Below are 15,432 nucleotides of genomic sequence, written 5' to 3'. Positions count from 1 at the left end.
TTCCCTTCCGACGGGAAATGGACAGTCATCTTCTTGACGATCCGTGACCGGCGAACGGAGTCCGCGTGCCCGATCTCTCCTCCCGCGACCCCGGCTGGTGGCGGCAGGCCGTCGTCTACCAGGTCTATCCCCGCAGCTTCGCCGACGCCGACGGCGACGGGCTAGGCGACCTGCGCGGGATCACCGGCCGCCTGACCCACCTGGCCGCGCTCGGCGCCGACGCGCTGTGGCTGAGCCCCTTCTACCCCTCCGAACTGGCCGACGGCGGCTACGACGTCGCCGACCACCGCGCCGTCGACCCGCGCCTCGGCACCCTGGACGACTTCGACGCGCTGGTCGCCGAGGCGCACCGGCTCGGCCTGAAGGTCGTCGTCGACATCGTCCCCAACCACACCTCGCACCGGCACGCCTGGTTCCAGGAGGCCCTGCGGGCCGGGCCCGGCTCGCGCGCCCGGGAGCGGTACGTCTTCCGGGACGGCCGTGGCGCCCACGGGGAGCTGCCGCCGTCGGACTGGCAGTCGGTGTTCGGCGGCAGCGCCTGGGAGCGGGTGCCGGACGGGCAGTGGTACCTGCACCTGTTCGCCCGCGAGCAGCCCGACCTGAACTGGGCCGACGACGAGGTCCGCGCCGACCTGCGCACCACCCTGCGCTTCTGGGCCGACCGCGGCGTGGACGGCTTCCGGGTGGACGTCGCCCACGCCCTGGCCAAGGATCTGTCCGAGCCGCTGCGCGACCTCGGCGCGCCCGAGCTGAGCGACGAGGCGGCGCTGGCGGTGCTGCCCCCGGGCAGCCATCCCTTCTACGACCGCGACGAGGTGCACGAGATCTACCGGGACTGGCGCCGCCTCCTCGACACCTACTCCCCGCCCCGCGCGGCCATCGCCGAGGCCTGGGTGCCGGGCGAGCGCCGCGCGCTGTACGCCCGGCCGGACGAACTGGGCCAGGCGTTCAACTTCGAGTACCTCCAGGCACCCTGGGACGCGGACGCGCTGCGCGAGGTCGTCACCTCCTCGCTGGCCGGCGCACGGGCCGTCGGCGCCTCGGCCACCTGGGTGCTGTCCAACCACGACGTCGTCCGGCACGCCTCCCGGCTGATGCTGCCGCCGGGCGCCGACGACAACGCCTGGCTGCTGTCCGGCGGCCGCGCGCCCCGGATCGACCCGGCGGCCGGGCTGCGCCGGGCCCGCGCGGCGACGCTGCTGATGCTGGCGCTGCCCGGCTCGGCGTATCTCTACCAGGGCGAGGAGCTGGGGCTGCCCGAGGTCGCCGGACTGCCGGCCGAGGTGCTCCAGGACCCGATCTGGGAGCAGACGGGCCATGTCCGCAAGGGCCGCGACGGCTGCCGGGTGCCGCTGCCGTGGACGGTGAGCGGCCCGTCGTACGGCTTCGGGGCGGGCGGCGCCTGGCTGCCGCAGCCGCCGTCCTTCGCGTCGTACGCCGTGCAGGCGCAGGACGGTGTGGAGGGCTCGACGCTGGAGCTGTACCGGTCCGCGCTGAAGCTGCGCCGCAAGCTGGCGGAGGGCGAGGAGCTGCGGTGGGCCGAGGACGTCCCGGCCGGGGTGCTCGCCTTCGCCCGCTCCCAGGGCTGGCGGTGTGTCGCCAACCTGTCGGAGCGGGCGGTGCCGCTGCCGGCCGGTGAGGTGCTGCTGGCCAGCGCACCGCTGGAGGAGGGCCGCCTCGGCCCGGACACCACGGTCTGGCTCGGCTAGCGCACGGACACCGCGGTCCGGCTCGGTCAGCGCCCGGGCACCACGGTCCGGCTCCCGGCTCGGTCAGCGCACCGTCGGGGACGGGTCGCCGGGCAGCGGGACCGGGACGGACGTCGGGTTCGGCGGCGGGGTGAGGACCACCTGCGGCTGACCCCCGGCCGGAGGTGGCGGGGTGACGTCGTTCGAGGGCAGCTTCGGCGGGGAGGTCTGCTGGAAGAGGGCCTGGTCGAAGTTGACCAGGCCGGTCTTCTCCATGACCGTGATGTGGTCGAGCACGGTGTCGTTGGCCTGGTCGGCCAGCGCGCGCACCAGCGTGTTCTTCGTCGTGGAGCGGATCTTCGCGACCGTGTTGAAGATCGACCCGTGCGTCACCCGCAGGATGTTGGCGAAGTCCGAGTCGAACTGCTTGCCGCTGTCCGCGTTGAGGGTGGCGATGAAGCCCTGCTGCTGAGGGCTGGGCAGGTTGGGCAGCGTGATGTTCAGCATCGGCGCGATCCTGCGGCAGGTGATGTCCAGGGCCGCGTGCCCGTCGATGAGGTGGCGGCCCGCCGTGAGGACCGCCTTGTCGGTGCTCTTCTTCAGGGCCATCTGCCCGACGGGGTACTCCCACAGCCCGGCCGCGCGCACCTTCACCACGAAGTCCCGGTCGCCCTCCGTGAGCGGCCCCCACTGGGTGTTGGCGATCACCCGAGAGGTGTCGCTGGACACCGTCTGCAGGCCCAGCATGGCGGGATAGGCGAGCGCAACGAGGGTCAGGCCGAGGGCTCCGCCCATGAAGAGGGTTCCCGTCGCGGTCCGCGAGAGTCGCACCATGCCTCCTGTCGTCGTCCGGTCGGACGCACAGGAGTACGCGGCCGGCGGCGCTGGTGTTCGGGGGGCGCCGTAAAAAATCTTCCTTGACGGTGGTCGGATCCCGATTTATGCAGGAATGTGAGGTGAGGCCCGCAGCCCCGGCAGCTACGGCACCCGAGAAGGGAGAGCCCGATGGCGCGTTCGGTCGGAATCGATCTCGGCACCACGAACTCGGTGGTCGCGGTCCTGGAGGGCGGCGAGCCCACCGTCATCACCAACACGGAGGGCGCCCGCACCACCCCGTCCGTCGTCGCCTTCGCCAAGAACGGCGAGGTGCTCGTCGGGGAGGTCGCCAAACGGCAGGCCGTGACGAACGTGGAGCGCACCGCCCGGTCCGTGAAGCGGCACGTGGGCGACCACTCCTGGCGGTTCCCGGAGAGCGGCGACGTCGACGGCAAGCGGTACACCGCGCAGGAGGTCTCCGCGCGGGTGCTGCAGAAGCTGAAGCGGGACGCGGAGGCGTACCTCGGGGAGGACGTCACCGACGCCGTGATCACCGTGCCGGCGTACTTCGACGACGCCCAGCGGCAGGCCACGAAGGAGGCCGGGGAGATCGCCGGCCTGAACGTCCTGCGGATCGTCAACGAGCCGACGGCGGCGGCCCTGGCGTACGGGCTGGACAAGGGCAACGACCAGACGGTGCTCGTCTTCGACCTGGGCGGCGGCACGTTCGACGTGTCGCTGCTGGAGATGGGCGACGGTGTCATCGAGGTCAAGGCGACCAACGGCGACACCCACCTCGGGGGCGACGACTGGGACCAGCGGATCGTCGACCACCTGGTCACCGGGTTCAAGAACAACTACGGCGTCGACCTGTCGAAGGACAAGATGGCGGTGCAGCGGCTCCGGGAGGCGGCGGAGAAGGCGAAGATCGAGCTGTCCTCGTCGACGGAGACGAGCATCAACCTGCCCTATGTCACCGCCTCCGCCCAGGGGCCGCTGCATCTGGAGGAGAAGCTCACGCGGGCGCAGTTCGAGCAGCTGACGGCGGATCTGCTGCAGCGCTGCAAGGGGCCGTTCCAGAACGCGGTGCGGGACGCGGGGATCTCCGTCAAGGACATCGATCACGTGGTGCTGGTCGGCGGGTCGACGCGGATGCCGGCCGTGACGGAGCTGGTGAAGGAGCTGACGGGCAAGGAGCCGCACAAGGGCGTCAACCCCGACGAGGTCGTGGCGGTGGGCGCCGCGCTGCAGGCCGGTGTGCTCAAGGGCGAGGTCAAGGACGTCCTGCTGCTGGACGTCACCCCGCTGTCCCTCGGCATCGAGACCAAGGGCGGCATCATGACCCGGCTCATCGAGCGCAACACGACGATCCCCACGCGGCGTTCGGAGATCTTCACGACGGCGGAGGACAACCAGCCGTCGGTGACGATCCAGGTGTACCAGGGGGAGCGGGAGATCGCGGCCTACAACAAGAAGCTCGGCATGTTCGAGCTGACCGGACTGCCGCCGGCGCCGCGCGGGGTGCCGCAGATCGAGGTGGGCTTCGACATCGACGCCAACGGGATCATGCACGTCTCCGCGAAGGACCTCGGCACCGGCAGGGAACAGAAGATGACCGTCACCGGGGGCTCCGCGCTGCCGAGGGACGACATCGACCGCATGGTGCGCGAGGCCGAGCAGCACGCCGAGGAGGACCGCGGCCGGCGGGAGGCGGCGGAGACCCGCAACCAGGGGGAGCAGCTGCTCTACCGGACGGAGCAGCTGATCCGGGACAACCCGGAGAACATCCCGGCGGACGCCAGGAGGGAGACGGAGGAGGCGCTGGCGGAGCTGAAGGAGGCGCTGAAGGGGGAGGACACCGGGGTGATCCGCTCCGCGGTGGACAAGGCGGCTCAGGCGGCACAGAAGATCGGCACGGCGATGTATGCCTCCGCGGGGCAGGGGGAGGGGGGCGGTGCTTCCGGTGCGTCTAGTGCGTCCGGCGCATCCGGTGCGTCCGGTGCGTCCGGTGCGTCCGGTGCGTCCGGTGCGTCCGGCGCCTCCGGTGCCGACGCCGGTGAAGACGTGGTGGATGCGGAGATCGTCGACGACGACAAGCGGGAGGCGGGCTGAGGACCTCTCTCGTCCGCGGGTGGGTGGGGGCGGGTCGCGCCCGCGCGGCGGAGCCGCACGTCGAGCAGCGCCCCGCGCCCCTGAGGGCCGGCTGCCGTTGCTGTCACTCGCATGGGCGCACCGGCGCGGCGCGTGACGCGCAGGGGACCGAGAATCGGCGTGGGGGGTCGACACCCGTTCGTTCAGGGAGATCGCGCCACCATGAGACGCCCCCTCGCTTCGCTGGGCTGCTGCGCAGCTCTCGCTTTGACCGTCCTCGTCCAGTCGCCCGCCGGCGCGCAGGAACGCGAGCTGTGGGGCTCGGTGACCATCGTTCCCGGCCGGCAGGGGCTGCTGGAGGTCTCCGGCTACGGCGGTCCCGCGCTGGGCGCCGGGTCCCGGCTGACGCTCACCGTGGCGGAGCCCGCCGCGGTGACCGGTACGCCGCTGGCCGACGGCGGGTACCGGGGTGCCGTCGCCTCCGACGGCGGCACCGGCAGCTACACGTTCACCGGTACCGCCGCGGCCGGTCCGTGGTCCGGCCGGACGTTCCCGTTCGTGCTCTCCGTTCCCGCGGACGCCGTGCCGGGGACCCGGCTGAGCGCGTGCGCGATGGTCGTCACGGACGCGGACGGCGGCCGCCGGGACGAGGGGGCCTGCTCCGTGACGGTGGGGCTGCCCGAGCCGACGCTGACCCAGCCGCTGGCCGGTGTGCCGCTCGGGCCGCGGCCGCGGACCGCCGGGACCGCCTACCCGGGCGCCCAGGTCACCGTCCGCGACCAGGACGAGAACGAGGTGTGCTCCACGACCGCCGCCGCCGACGGCACCTGGTCGTGCGTCCCCGCGGCCGACCTGCCGGCGGGCGCCGGGCGGCTCCAGGCCACGGCCACCTTCAACGGGGTCGGCGCGGCGAGCGAGCAGATCCGCATCACCGTGACGTAAGGGGCGGTAACGGCGCAGCACCGCAGATGAGTTGGTGAAAGGTTGACCTTTCCTCCGGGAGTGTTGACCCTTCCCCGGGAGAGTCCATAGCCGGGCCGCCCCTACATTCGGCCGCATGTCCGTGCCGCTGCCCGTCCTGCCGTATCGCAAGCCCACCAAGGGGCGCGACTACTGGGTCTTCGACGACGTCCTGCCCGACCCCGACGCGGTGCGCGAGCGCGTGCTGGGCCGGGACGACTGGGTCAAGGGCTATCCGTACACCTCCGAGAGCTGGCCCGGGCTGCGCACCATGCCCGGTCTGGAACCCGACGAGCTGGCGGCCGTCGAGAAGCTCGTGCGCAGGGCGACCGGGGCGAAGGAGCTGTGGGTACAGCAGGCGCCGGGCGGCGGCACCCTCAACCACAACTGTGTGCAGGTCGTGGGAGAGGGCGAGAGCGAGCCCCGGCCGCACACCGACTCCCGGGCACTGTGCCGGTACGCGGCCGTGCTGTACCTCAACCCGTCGGTGCCCAAGGGCTGCGGAACCGCCTTCTACCGCCAGTCCCTGCCCGGGGGGCGGCTCGGCGGCAACGTCGTGCAGGCGCCGCACACCAATCTCGTCCAGGCCCTCGGGACCCGGTTCGTCGCACCGGACGCCTTCGAGGAGGACGTGACCGTTCCGCACCGGTACAACCGGCTGCTGCTCTATCACGCCAACCTCGTGCACAGCGCGACCGGTTACCACGGCGTCGCGCTGGAGGAGAAGCGCATGACGGCGGTGTTCTTCTGGATGGCCTGACGTCCACTCCGGTCGCCGGCTCACCCCTCGGACGGTTGTACGGGCGGCATCACCGCTGCGGGTGACACCTAGGCACCGTGCGTCCTCCGACCGGGCGGTGTACGGACGTGTGAAGGCAACGCCGTGCCTCCGCATCCCTACGCTGTGACGAGTTCCGGCAGCAGGACCGCACGGGGGTCGTATGGGATTCGGATTCGGTCAGCGGCGCGGCGGACAACTCCCGGCCGAGGTCACCGGTTTCGTGGGACGCGCACGGGAACTCGTCGTGCTGCGCGAGGCGTTGGCCCAGGCGCGGCTCGTCACGCTGGCCGGGCCCGCCGGTGTCGGCAAGAGCCGTACGGCGCTGCGGGCGGCCGGGGAGGCGGCCGCACGGTACGCGGACGGGGTGCGGCTGGTCGAGCTGTCGGCGCTGCACGACGCCGAGCTGGTCCCGGCGACGCTCGCCGGGGTGCTGGAGCTGCCCGAGCAGTCCGGCATGAGCGCGCTGGACGCGGTCGTGGAGCATCTGCGCGGCCGGCGGATGCTGGTCGTCCTGGACACCTGTGAGCATCTGCTCGACGCGTGCGCGACGCTCTGCGACATCCTGCTGCGCGAGGCGCCCGGGCTGAGCGTGCTCGCCACCAGCCGGCAGCCGCTGGACGTGCCCGGTGAGCACTGTCTGACGCTGGCCCCGCTGCCCCGCGAGGACGCGGTGGAGCTGTTCCTGCAGCGGGCCGCCACCGTCACCGCGGGGCAGGGCGTCACCGACGCGGACCGGGAGCGCACGCTCGCCCTGGTCGACCGGCTCGACGGCATTCCGCTCGCCCTGGAGCTGGCGGCGGTCAGGCTGCGCGCGCTGCCGCTCGCGGAGCTGGTCGCCCGGCTCGACCGCCGCTTCGAGGTCCTCACCGGGGGCCGGCGCACCGCGCTCACCCGGCACCAGACCCTGCGTACCGCCATCGACTGGTCCCACGAGCTGTGCACCCCGCCGGAACGGCTGCTGTGGGCCCGGCTCTCCGTGTTCGCGGGGCCCTTCGACCTGGCGGCGGCCGAGGAGGTCTGCGCCGGGGGCGGCCTGCCCGCCGAGCGGGTCGTCGAGGCGCTGGTCGCCCTGGTCGACAAGTCGGTCGTGCAGCGCGTCGACGAGGACGGCGGCGCGGCCCGTTACCGGCTGCTGGACACGATCCGTGAGTACGGGCGGGGCCGGCTGTCCCTGGCCGACGAGCACGAGGTGGTCCTGGAGCGGCACTTCGGGCGCTGCGAGCGGCTCGTGGGCCGCTTCTGGGACGAGTTCGTCGGGCCGTCCCAGGTCGCCCTGCACCGCGCGGTACGGCGGGAGGCCGCTGATGTGCGGGCCGCCCTGGAGTACGGCTGCGCGAGCCCCGCGAGGGCGCCGCGGGCGCTGTGGCTGGCCGCCCGGCTCGGGCCGTACTGGCGGGCCGCGGGCACCTTGTCGGAGGGGCGGTACTGGATCGACAAGGCGCTGGAGCTGACCCCGCGGGACTGCCCCGAGCGGGCCTGGGGGCTGTTCATGACCGGGGTGTTCGGGGTGTGGACGGCCGACCTGGACACCGCCCTGGAGCGTTTCCCGGAGGCCCACGCGGTGGCGCGGCGGGCCGGGGAGCGACGGGTGGAGCTGTTCGCCGAGGCGTATCTGGGGGCGATGACCGCGCTCGGCGGCAGGGTCGAGGAGGGGCTGGCGGATCTGGAGCGGGCCCGGCAGCGGATCGTCGCCGCCGGTGACGCGCTCGGTATCGGGGTCGTGCACTACGAGGGCGCCCTGCTGCGGGCCGTGCTCGGCGACACGATGGGTGCGCTGGAGCTGTGCGCGACGGGGCTGGCGTATCTCGAGGGCACCGGGGAGCGGCAGATCTACGCCTCCACGCTGGCGGTACAGGGGCTGATCCTGTCGCTCGCCGGGGACCACGACGACAGCGCGGTGTGCTTCGAGCAGTCCCTTCAGGCGGCCGCGGAGATGGGCGAGGTGCTGGTGGCGGCCCTGGCCTGTCTGGGGCTCGCCTGGTACGAGGCCCGGCGCGGCCGGCACGCGCGCGCATGCCGGCTGCTCGGGTACGCCGAGCACGCGCGGCGTCTGGGCGGCGACCCGGTGGCGATGCTGCCGCGGCTGCTGCAGGAGCAGGAGGCGGTGCAGCGGGCGGTGCGGGCGGCGCTGGGCGCGGAGGAGTTCGGGCGGCTGCGGGACGCCGGGGCGCGGATGTCGGGGCGGCAGGTGCTGGAGGCGGTACGCGCGGGTGCCGACGAGCCGGAGCCCGGGGACGGCGTACGGCGGCCGCCGCGGCCCCGGGAGCCGGTCGAGGGACGGGCGGCGGACGCGCTCACCCGGCGCGAGCGGGAGGTCGCCGCGCTGGTCGCGCGGGGGCTGTCGAACCGGGAGATCGCCGAGCGGCTGGTCATCTCCAAGCGGACCGTCGACGCCCATGTCGAGCACATCCTGGCCAAGCTGCGCGTCACCTCCCGCACGGAGATCACGACGGTGACCGGCCCGGGTACCTAGGTAGGGGGTGGGGCCGGGCCGGGTGGGACCTGGCGGGAGTAGGTATACGGAGCTTCCCCGGTCGTGGTGCGCGGTGCCCGGCGGGCACGGCAGCCTGGGGGCAGCCGCCGCGGGGACGGAGCGCCCGGGTGCCGACAGTGGTCGGATCCCCCACGGCTGTCATGGCAGGCATCCGGCGCGGTACCTCCCCCCGGCGGCTGCAGCGGGGCTGCCCCTGGTCGGCGGGGCAGCCCCGCCGTGTGTGACGGGCGTCACTTCCGGTACCTGTCACATCAGTTCCCCGTCCCTTGTCCCCTGGGCGTCACCGCATGGGTGGCCCGGACCCGGGAGGGACCATGACGCATCAGGATCAGTACGCAGAGCACCGCATCGTCGTCCTCGGCGCCGGCTACACCGGCATGCTGGCGGCCCTCCGCCTGGCCCGCCGCACCCGCCGCGCCAGGGGCGTCCGCATCACCCTGGTGAACCCCTCGGACCGCTTCACCGAACGGCTGCGGCTGCACCAGCTGGCCGCCGGTCAGGAGCTGGCCGACCACCGCATCCCGGACCTGCTCGCCGACACCGGCGTCGCCTTCGTGCAGGGCACGGTCACCGCGCTGGACGCCGCGACTCGCACGGTGACCGTCGACGAGGGTGCGGCGGTGCTGCCGTACGACACGCTCGTCTACGCCCTCGGCAGCGCGCCCGACACCGGGCGGGTGCCCGGCGCGGACGCCCACGCGCACACCCTGAACGGCAGGGACGCGGCGCTCGCCCTGGCCGGCCGGCTGCGCACGCTCGCGGCGGCCGGCGGCGGCACGGTGGCCGTGTGCGGCGCCGGGCTGACCGGCGTGGAGGCGGCGACGGAGATCGCGGAGACGTACCCGGAGCTGACGGTGACGCTGATCAGCACGGGCGAGCCGGGCGCCCTGATGGGCGAACGGGCCCGCGCCCATCTGCACCGCGCGCTGCACCGGCTCGGGGTGCGCACCCGCACCGGCGCCGCGGTCACCAAGGTGCTGCCCGACGGCGTCGAACTGGCGACCGGCGAGGTGGCGCCGGCCGACGTGTGCCTGTGGACGACCGGCGTGCGCGCGCCGCGTCTGGCCACCGACGCCGGGATCGAGGTGGACGACACCGGCCGCGTGGTCACGGACCGCACCCTGCGATCCGTGTCCCACCCCGAGGTGTACGCCGTCGGGGACGCGGCCGCCGTGCGCATGCCGTGGGGACCGCTGCACGGCACCTGCCAGAGCGGGATGCCCACCGCCCAGTACGCCGCCGACACGATCGCCCGCCGGCTGCGGGGCAAGCCGGTCGAGCCGTTCCGCTTCGGCTATGTGCACCAGCCGGTGAGCCTCGGCCGGCGCGACGCCGTCATCCAGTTCACCCACCCCGACGACACCCCCCGCCGGGCGTACCTCGGGGGCCGGGCCGCCGTGCTGTACAAGGAGACGGTCAGCGCGAGCCCGCTGCCGGCGTACCGGCTCGTCAAGCGGGTCGATGTGAACCTGGCCCTGTCCCGGGGCGGCCGGGCGACGCGGTGAGGGGAAGCGGAAACGATGACGGAACCGACGACCGGGCAGCACCGGCGGGACGAGCCGGACCGGCAGGACCGCCAGGACGAGCCGGACCGGCAGGACCGCCAGGGCGAGCCGGACCGGCAGGACCGCCGGGACACCGGAGACCGGCAGGATCCCTACCTCGCGCACCGCCGGCTGCTGTTCGCCACCGCCTACCGGATGCTCGGCAGTGTCGCGGACGCCGAGGACGTGCTCCAGGACGCCTGGCTGAGCTGGCACCGCGCGGACCGCTCCGGCGTGCGCGACCCGCGGGCGTATCTGGTCCGCACGGTCACCAACCTCGCCCTGAACCGGCTCACCTCGGCCCGGGCGCAGCGCGAGAAGTACGTGGGCCCCTGGCTGCCGGAGCCGCTGCTGACCTCCCCCGACGCCGCTGAGGAGACGGAGATGGCGGACAGCGTGTCGACGGCCATGCTGGTGGTCCTGGAAACCCTGACGCCGGTCGAGCGGGCGGTGTTCGTGCTGCGCGAGGTCTTCGGGTACAGCCACGCCGAGATCGCCGAGACCCTCGACCGCCCCGAACCGGCGGTCCGGCAGATCGCCCACCGCGCCCGTGAGCACGTGCGCGCCCGCCGCCCCCGCTACGACACCGACGCCGGCCGCCGCGCGGAGGTCACCAGCCGCTTCATCGAGGCGTGCGGGGGCGGTGACCTGAACGCGGTGCTGGAACTCCTCGCCCCGGACGTCACGTGCTGGTCCGACGGCGGCGGCAGGGTCACCGCGGCCCGGCGTCCGCTGTACGGCTCCGACCACGTGGGCCGCTGGATCCTGGGCGTCCTCGCCAAGCCGCAGACCCGGGGCGTGGTCATGGAGCGCGCCGAGATCAACGGCGAGCTCGGCCTGCTCATGATGCTGGGCGGCACGCCGGTCGGCGCGCTGACGTACGACGTGGTGGACGGCCGTATCCGCAGCCTGCGGCTGCAGGTGAACCCGGACAAACTCGCCGGGGTGCGCGGCTGAGCCCGGCCGTGGTCGGCCGGGCCCGGGCGGGGGCCGCGGTCAGCGGACCGTGGCCGCGTCCCAGTGGTAGAAGCGGTGGGCCATCGCGTCCTTGGGGCTGCGCCAGGTCGCCGGGTCGTACGCGGAGACGAACGGCGTCAGACGTTCGCTGACGTCACGGAACTCCGGGTGGTCGACCAGGCGGGCGATCGCCGGGGACGGGTCCTGCTCCGCCTCGATGAGGTGCAGGTAGATGTCGTTGAACTGGAACAGGCTGCGCCGGCTGACGCCCACCAGGTGCGGCAGCTCGCCCCGGTCGGAGTCGGCGAAGACCTGCGCGATGTCGTTCTCCGAACCGGGCTTCATCCGGGCGACGATCAGGGTGTGGTGCATCGGTGCGCCCCTTCAGTCCGTGGCCAGCGCCGGCTCGCGGCGCTCGTCGCCGGCCGCCTGCTCGATGCGGTCCCGGATCAGCGCCATCTGCGTCTTCGAGTTGCGGTTGATCATCGCGGTCATGCCCGCGTCGTCGACCGGCGCCTCGGGCTTCATCGCGAAGTCCTGGATCCAGCGCATCCGCACACCCTCGGACGTCTCGCGGTACTCCCAGCGGATGTTCATGTACTGGAAGGGCCCGGTCTCCACGCGGTGCGCGCGCACCGTGCGGCTCGCCCGGTCGGCCGTGCGCTCCGACACCCAGCTCCACACCTTGCCCTGCTCGTCGGGGTGCATGGTGAGCCGGAAGGTGACCGTGTCGCCCTTGCGGTCGAGAACGTCGACGGAGGCGTACTCGCTGAACAGGTCCGGCCAGTTCTCCAGGTCGTTGGTCATGTCCCAGACCAGGTCGAGCGGGGCGGCGATGGTGATCTCGTTCTCGGTGTGGCCGTCGGTCATGTCAGGCTCCGCTCGTCAGGGCGTCGTTCACCAGCGCGAGGAACTCGGCCGGCGTCTTGCACTTCTCCGCGTTCTCCGGCAGGCCGGCGCCGTGCCGCTTCTCCAGCTCGGCGACGATGCCGAGCAGGCCCAGCGAGTCCAGCCCGAAGCTGTCGAAGCCCGAGGCGGACTGCCGCTCCAGCTCCTGCGGCTCGACGCTGACGCCGGCCGTCCGCTTCATCAGCTCGGCCAGGTCGGCGTAGGTGACGCGGGCGGTCAGCCGGTGGTCCAGTTGGTCGGTCATGTGCTGTTCCCTCTCTCGTGGCTCGCGTGGATGGTCACGGCGCGCGCAGGACGAGCGCCGCGTTGTTGCCCATCAGGCCCCGGCTGACGACCAGGGCCGTACGGACCTCGGCGGTCCGGGCCCGGCCGGTCACCAGGTCCAGCTCGTGGCAGGGGTCGAAGACGTTCGGCGTGGGCGGGATCAGGCCGTGCTCCATCGCGAGCACCGCCGTCGCCACGTCCAGCACCGCCGCCGCGCAGTGCGCGCGGCCCCCGCCGGTCTTCGGCGCGGTCACCGGCACCTTCCGGGCGTGCGGCCCGAGCGCGTCGGCGAGGGCGAGGACCTCCGCCTCGTCCGCCTCGGGCACCCCGAGCGCGTCGGCGAAGACGACGTCCACATCCTGTGGACGGCACCCCGCCTGCTCCAGCGCCCCGGTGATCGCGCGGGCCAGCCCCTCCCGGGAGTCGGCCCAGCGGGAGGCCCCGGTGAAGGTCGCCGCGTGACCGGCCACCGTCGCCCGTGCCTCCGCGCCCCGCTCGCGCGCCGCCCGCTCGTCCTCCAGGACGAACATCGCGCCGCCCTCACCGGGCACGAAACCGCACGCGCCCGAGGTGAACGGGCGGTACGCGCGCTCGGGGTCGTCGCTGGTGCTCAGCTCGGGATAGCCGAGCTGGCACACCATCGAGTACGGCGCGAGCGGCGCCTCCGTGGCGCCGGCCACCACCGCGTCGGTGCCCCGGCCGATCGCACGGGCCGCGTGCGCCAGCGCGTCCAGGCCGCCCGGCTCGTCCGCGCACACCACGCCGCACGGGCCCTTGAACCCGCCGCGGATGGAGGTCTGGCCGGTGCTGGCGGCGTAGAACCAGGCGATCGACTGGTACGGCCCGACGTGCTTGGGACCGTCACCCCACAGTTTCTGCAGCTCCCGCTGGCCGAACTCGCCGCCGCCGGAGCCCGCCGCCGTCACCACGCCCACCGCGTACGGCGAGTCGAGGTCGGCAGGCGCCAGCCGGGCGTCGTCCAGGGCCAGTTGGGCCGCGGCCATCGCGTGGTGCGTGAACCGGTCCGTCTGGACCAGGTACGTCGCCTCGATCAGCGCCGCCGGGTCGAACTCCCGCACCTCGCCGCCCACCTTCAGCGGCAGATGCGTGCAGCCCTCCCGGGTGATCGGGCCGAGGAAGCCGCGGCCGTCGGCCACCGCCTTCCAGTACGTCTCCACGCCGACGCCCTGCGGCGCCACCACACCCAGCCCGGTGACGACGGCCCGCCGGGTATCCGGTCCGCTCATCGCAGTCTCCTTACCGGTCCTGTCAGCACGACCGCCGACTGGAACCCGCCGAACCCGCTGCCCACCGACAGCACCGTGGACAGCTGCCGTTCCCGCGCGGTGCGCGGCACGTAGTCCAGGTCGCACTCGGGGTCCGGCACCTCGTAGTTCGCGGTCGGCGGCACCACCTGGTGGGCCATCGCCAGCACGCACGCCACCAGCTCGATGGAGCCGATCGCGCCGAGCGAGTGACCCACCATCGACTTGATGGAGCTCATCGGGGTGTCGAAGGCGTGCGCACCCAGGGCGCGTTTGACCGCGGCGGTCTCGTGCCGGTCGTTCTGCTGGGTGCCCGAGCCGTGCGCGTTGACGTAGTGCACGGCCGTCGGGTCCAGCCGGGCCTGACCGAGGGCGTCGTCGATGGCCCGCGCCATCTCCAGGCCCTCCTTGGTCAGACCGGTCATGTGGTAGGCGTTGCCGTACGTGGCGTAGCCCGCCAGCTCGCAGTAGATCTCCGCGCCCCGGGCCCGGGCGTGCTCCAGGTCCTCCAGCACCAGGACCGCGCCGCCCTCGCCCATCACGAACCCGTTGCGGCGGGCGTCGAAGGGGCGGGAGGCGTGCTCGGGGTCGTCGTTGCTGGGCGAGGTCGCCTTGATCGCGTCGAAGCACGCCATGGTGATCGGGGAAATGGGCGAGTCCGACGCACCCGCGATGACCACGTCCGCGCGGCCCTCGGCGACCGCCTGCGCGGCGTAGCCGACCGCGTCCAGACCCGAGGTGCAGCCCGTGGAGACGGTCTGCACGACGCCACGCGCCCCGAACTCCTCCGCCACGGCCGCGGCGAGGGTGCTCGGTGAGTACGCGCGGTGCAGGTCCGGGCCGGCCTTCGTGTGGTCCACGTCCCAGCGGGCGCCGCGCTCGCTGACCAGCACGTAGTCGTGCTCCAGCCGGGTGGTGCCGCCGACCGCGGTGCCGAGGAAGGCACCCATCCGCCACGGGTCCTCGACCGCCGTGTCCAGGCCCGCGTCCCGGACCGCCTCGGCGGCCGCGACCAGGGCGAACTGTATGTACCGGTCGCAGCGCTGGACGGTCGCGAGGTCCAGCCCGTGCGCCGCGGGGTCGAAGTCGCACTCGGCGGCCATCTGCGAGCGCAGGCCCTCCGGGTCGAACAGGGAGATCCTGCGGGTGGCCGTACGGCCACTGGAGAGCAGGTCCCAGAAGGCGGGGACGCCGATGCCGCCGGGTGCGACGACGCCTATGCCGGTGACCGCGACGCGCCGGTTCATGACACCGCCCCGGCCGGTTCGGCGTCCTCCGTGTCGACGTGCCCCATGTCCGGGCGCGGCGCCAGCGGGCCGAGGTGGAAGACGATCCGCGCCTCGGTGTCCCCGACGTTGCGGAAGCGGTGCCGCACGTGCGGCGGGATCAGCAGCCCCTGCTCGGTGCGCAGGTGCTGCGGCTCGCCGTCCAGGTCCACCTCGAACACGCCCTGCGTGACGAAGACGAACTCCTCGGAGTACGGGTGGTAGTGCTCGGCGATGCGCTCCCCGGGCTGCACGATGGCCACGCCCATGAAGCCGCTGGTCGAGCCCGCGGTCGTCGGCGTCAGAAGCGCGCGGACGTCACCGCCGCGCCGGCGGTTGGGGGCGATCGAACCGAGGTCGACGATGCGTGCCTGCTGTTGCGTCATGACGTTTCACTC

Annotated in this window: 14 protein-coding genes; 7 read left to right on the top strand and 7 right to left on the bottom strand. The window is 73.4% G+C overall.

The genetic code is table 11. The features are described from left to right. The first annotated feature begins 65 nt into the window (after positions 1-65). Positions 66-1,709: a glycoside hydrolase family 13 protein gene (locus ACZ64A_RS30885; RefSeq protein WP_469815061.1), complete on the top strand. Its 1,644-nt coding sequence runs from the start codon at positions 66-68 to the stop codon at positions 1,707-1,709. A gap of 63 nt (positions 1,710-1,772) precedes the next feature. Here the strand turns inward: ACZ64A_RS30885 and ACZ64A_RS30880 are convergent, their stop codons facing one another. Further along, on the bottom strand, positions 1,773-2,483 hold the full coding sequence (locus tag ACZ64A_RS30880) for a DUF4142 domain-containing protein (RefSeq protein ID WP_469815138.1): 711 nt from the start codon (positions 2,481-2,483) through the stop codon (positions 1,773-1,775). A gap of 210 nt (positions 2,484-2,693) precedes the next feature. Here ACZ64A_RS30880 and dnaK point away from each other — a divergent pair, with 210 nt between their 5' ends. The 6 genes from dnaK to sigJ all read left to right on the top strand — a co-directional run bounded on the left by dnaK (position 2,694) and on the right by sigJ (position 11,331). Then, a complete protein-coding gene (gene dnaK, locus ACZ64A_RS30875) occupies positions 2,694-4,616 on the top strand; it encodes a molecular chaperone DnaK (RefSeq protein WP_469815060.1) in 1,923 nt (640 codons plus the stop codon). Positions 4,617-4,817: 201 nt separating this feature from the next. Then, entirely contained in the window at positions 4,818-5,537 is a 720-nt protein-coding gene (locus ACZ64A_RS30870) for an Ig-like domain-containing protein (RefSeq protein WP_469815058.1), read from the top strand. 115 nt (positions 5,538-5,652) lie between these two features. Continuing rightward, positions 5,653-6,315, top strand: a complete 663-nt coding sequence (locus ACZ64A_RS30865) for a DUF6445 family protein (RefSeq protein ID WP_469815056.1) — start codon at positions 5,653-5,655, stop codon at positions 6,313-6,315. 181 nt (positions 6,316-6,496) lie between these two features. Continuing rightward, complete coding sequence (locus ACZ64A_RS30860; RefSeq protein ID WP_469815055.1) at positions 6,497-8,809, top strand: ATP-binding protein; 2,313 nt, start codon at positions 6,497-6,499, stop codon at positions 8,807-8,809. 335 nt (positions 8,810-9,144) lie between these two features. Continuing rightward, positions 9,145-10,335 (top strand): NAD(P)/FAD-dependent oxidoreductase, encoded by a 1,191-nt coding sequence (locus ACZ64A_RS30855; RefSeq protein ID WP_469815054.1) that lies wholly within the window; start codon positions 9,145-9,147, stop codon positions 10,333-10,335. A 195-nt stretch (positions 10,336-10,530) separates the two neighbouring features. Next, complete coding sequence (gene sigJ / locus ACZ64A_RS30850) at positions 10,531-11,331, top strand: RNA polymerase sigma factor SigJ (RefSeq protein ID WP_469815137.1); 801 nt, start codon at positions 10,531-10,533, stop codon at positions 11,329-11,331. Positions 11,332-11,370: 39 nt separating this feature from the next. On the opposite strand, the gene ACZ64A_RS30845 is transcribed toward sigJ, so the two are convergent. Genes ACZ64A_RS30845 through ACZ64A_RS30820 form a run of 6 tightly spaced genes read right to left on the bottom strand, consistent with a single transcriptional unit; the run spans position 11,371 to position 15,420 of the window. Beyond that, complete coding sequence (locus ACZ64A_RS30845) at positions 11,371-11,703, bottom strand: TcmI family type II polyketide cyclase (protein ID WP_469815053.1); 333 nt, start codon at positions 11,701-11,703, stop codon at positions 11,371-11,373. A 12-nt stretch (positions 11,704-11,715) separates the two neighbouring features. Next, the gene (locus tag ACZ64A_RS30840) at positions 11,716-12,201 is read right to left on the bottom strand and encodes an SRPBCC family protein (protein WP_469815051.1); all 486 of its coding nucleotides are present in this window, start codon (positions 12,199-12,201) and stop codon (positions 11,716-11,718) included. Between the two features lies 1 nt (position 12,202). Next, on the bottom strand, positions 12,203-12,484 hold the full coding sequence (locus tag ACZ64A_RS30835) for an acyl carrier protein (protein WP_469815050.1): 282 nt from the start codon (positions 12,482-12,484) through the stop codon (positions 12,203-12,205). Positions 12,485-12,518: 34 nt separating this feature from the next. Then, positions 12,519-13,751: a ketosynthase chain-length factor gene (locus tag ACZ64A_RS30830; RefSeq protein ID WP_469815049.1), complete on the bottom strand. Its 1,233-nt coding sequence runs from the start codon at positions 13,749-13,751 to the stop codon at positions 12,519-12,521. Beyond that, a complete protein-coding gene (locus ACZ64A_RS30825) occupies positions 13,748-15,016 on the bottom strand; it encodes a beta-ketoacyl-[acyl-carrier-protein] synthase family protein (protein ID WP_469815048.1) in 1,269 nt (422 codons plus the stop codon). The genes ACZ64A_RS30830 and ACZ64A_RS30825 overlap by 4 nt, the downstream gene beginning before the upstream one ends. Beyond that, positions 15,013-15,420 (bottom strand): cupin domain-containing protein, encoded by a 408-nt coding sequence (locus tag ACZ64A_RS30820; protein ID WP_469815046.1) that lies wholly within the window; start codon positions 15,418-15,420, stop codon positions 15,013-15,015. The genes ACZ64A_RS30825 and ACZ64A_RS30820 overlap by 4 nt, the downstream gene beginning before the upstream one ends. Positions 15,421-15,432 lie beyond the last annotated feature (12 nt).

The sequence above is a fragment of the Streptomyces sp. NPDC104814 genome (genome assembly GCF_055583185.1).
The sequence above is the reverse complement of the archived record's forward strand: the minus strand, read 5'-3'. Positions and strand labels throughout refer to the sequence as shown.

What these genes read in the sequence shown, in the direction of transcription:
- ACZ64A_RS30840 (WP_469815051.1), bottom strand. Translation starts at nt 12,201, where the DNA reads ATGACCGACGGCCACACCGAGAACGAGATCACCATCGCCGCCCCGCTC.
- ACZ64A_RS30845 (WP_469815053.1), bottom strand. Translation starts at nt 11,703, where the DNA reads ATGCACCACACCCTGATCGTCGCCCGGATGAAGCCCGGTTCGGAGAAC.
- ACZ64A_RS30830 (WP_469815049.1), bottom strand. Translation starts at nt 13,751, where the DNA reads ATGAGCGGACCGGATACCCGGCGGGCCGTCGTCACCGGGCTGGGTGTG.
- ACZ64A_RS30855 (WP_469815054.1), top strand. Translation starts at nt 9,145, where the DNA reads ATGACGCATCAGGATCAGTACGCAGAGCACCGCATCGTCGTCCTCGGC.
- ACZ64A_RS30835 (WP_469815050.1), bottom strand. Translation starts at nt 12,484, where the DNA reads ATGACCGACCAACTGGACCACCGGCTGACCGCCCGCGTCACCTACGCC.
- ACZ64A_RS30860 (WP_469815055.1), top strand. Translation starts at nt 6,497, where the DNA reads ATGGGATTCGGATTCGGTCAGCGGCGCGGCGGACAACTCCCGGCCGAG.
- ACZ64A_RS30820 (WP_469815046.1), bottom strand. Translation starts at nt 15,420, where the DNA reads ATGACGCAACAGCAGGCACGCATCGTCGACCTCGGTTCGATCGCCCCC.
- ACZ64A_RS30870 (WP_469815058.1), top strand. Translation starts at nt 4,818, where the DNA reads ATGAGACGCCCCCTCGCTTCGCTGGGCTGCTGCGCAGCTCTCGCTTTG.
- ACZ64A_RS30825 (WP_469815048.1), bottom strand. Translation starts at nt 15,016, where the DNA reads ATGAACCGGCGCGTCGCGGTCACCGGCATAGGCGTCGTCGCACCCGGC.
- ACZ64A_RS30880 (WP_469815138.1), bottom strand. Translation starts at nt 2,483, where the DNA reads ATGGGCGGAGCCCTCGGCCTGACCCTCGTTGCGCTCGCCTATCCCGCC.
- sigJ (WP_469815137.1), top strand. Translation starts at nt 10,531, where the DNA reads ATGCTCGGCAGTGTCGCGGACGCCGAGGACGTGCTCCAGGACGCCTGG.
- dnaK (WP_469815060.1), top strand. Translation starts at nt 2,694, where the DNA reads ATGGCGCGTTCGGTCGGAATCGATCTCGGCACCACGAACTCGGTGGTC.
- ACZ64A_RS30865 (WP_469815056.1), top strand. Translation starts at nt 5,653, where the DNA reads ATGTCCGTGCCGCTGCCCGTCCTGCCGTATCGCAAGCCCACCAAGGGG.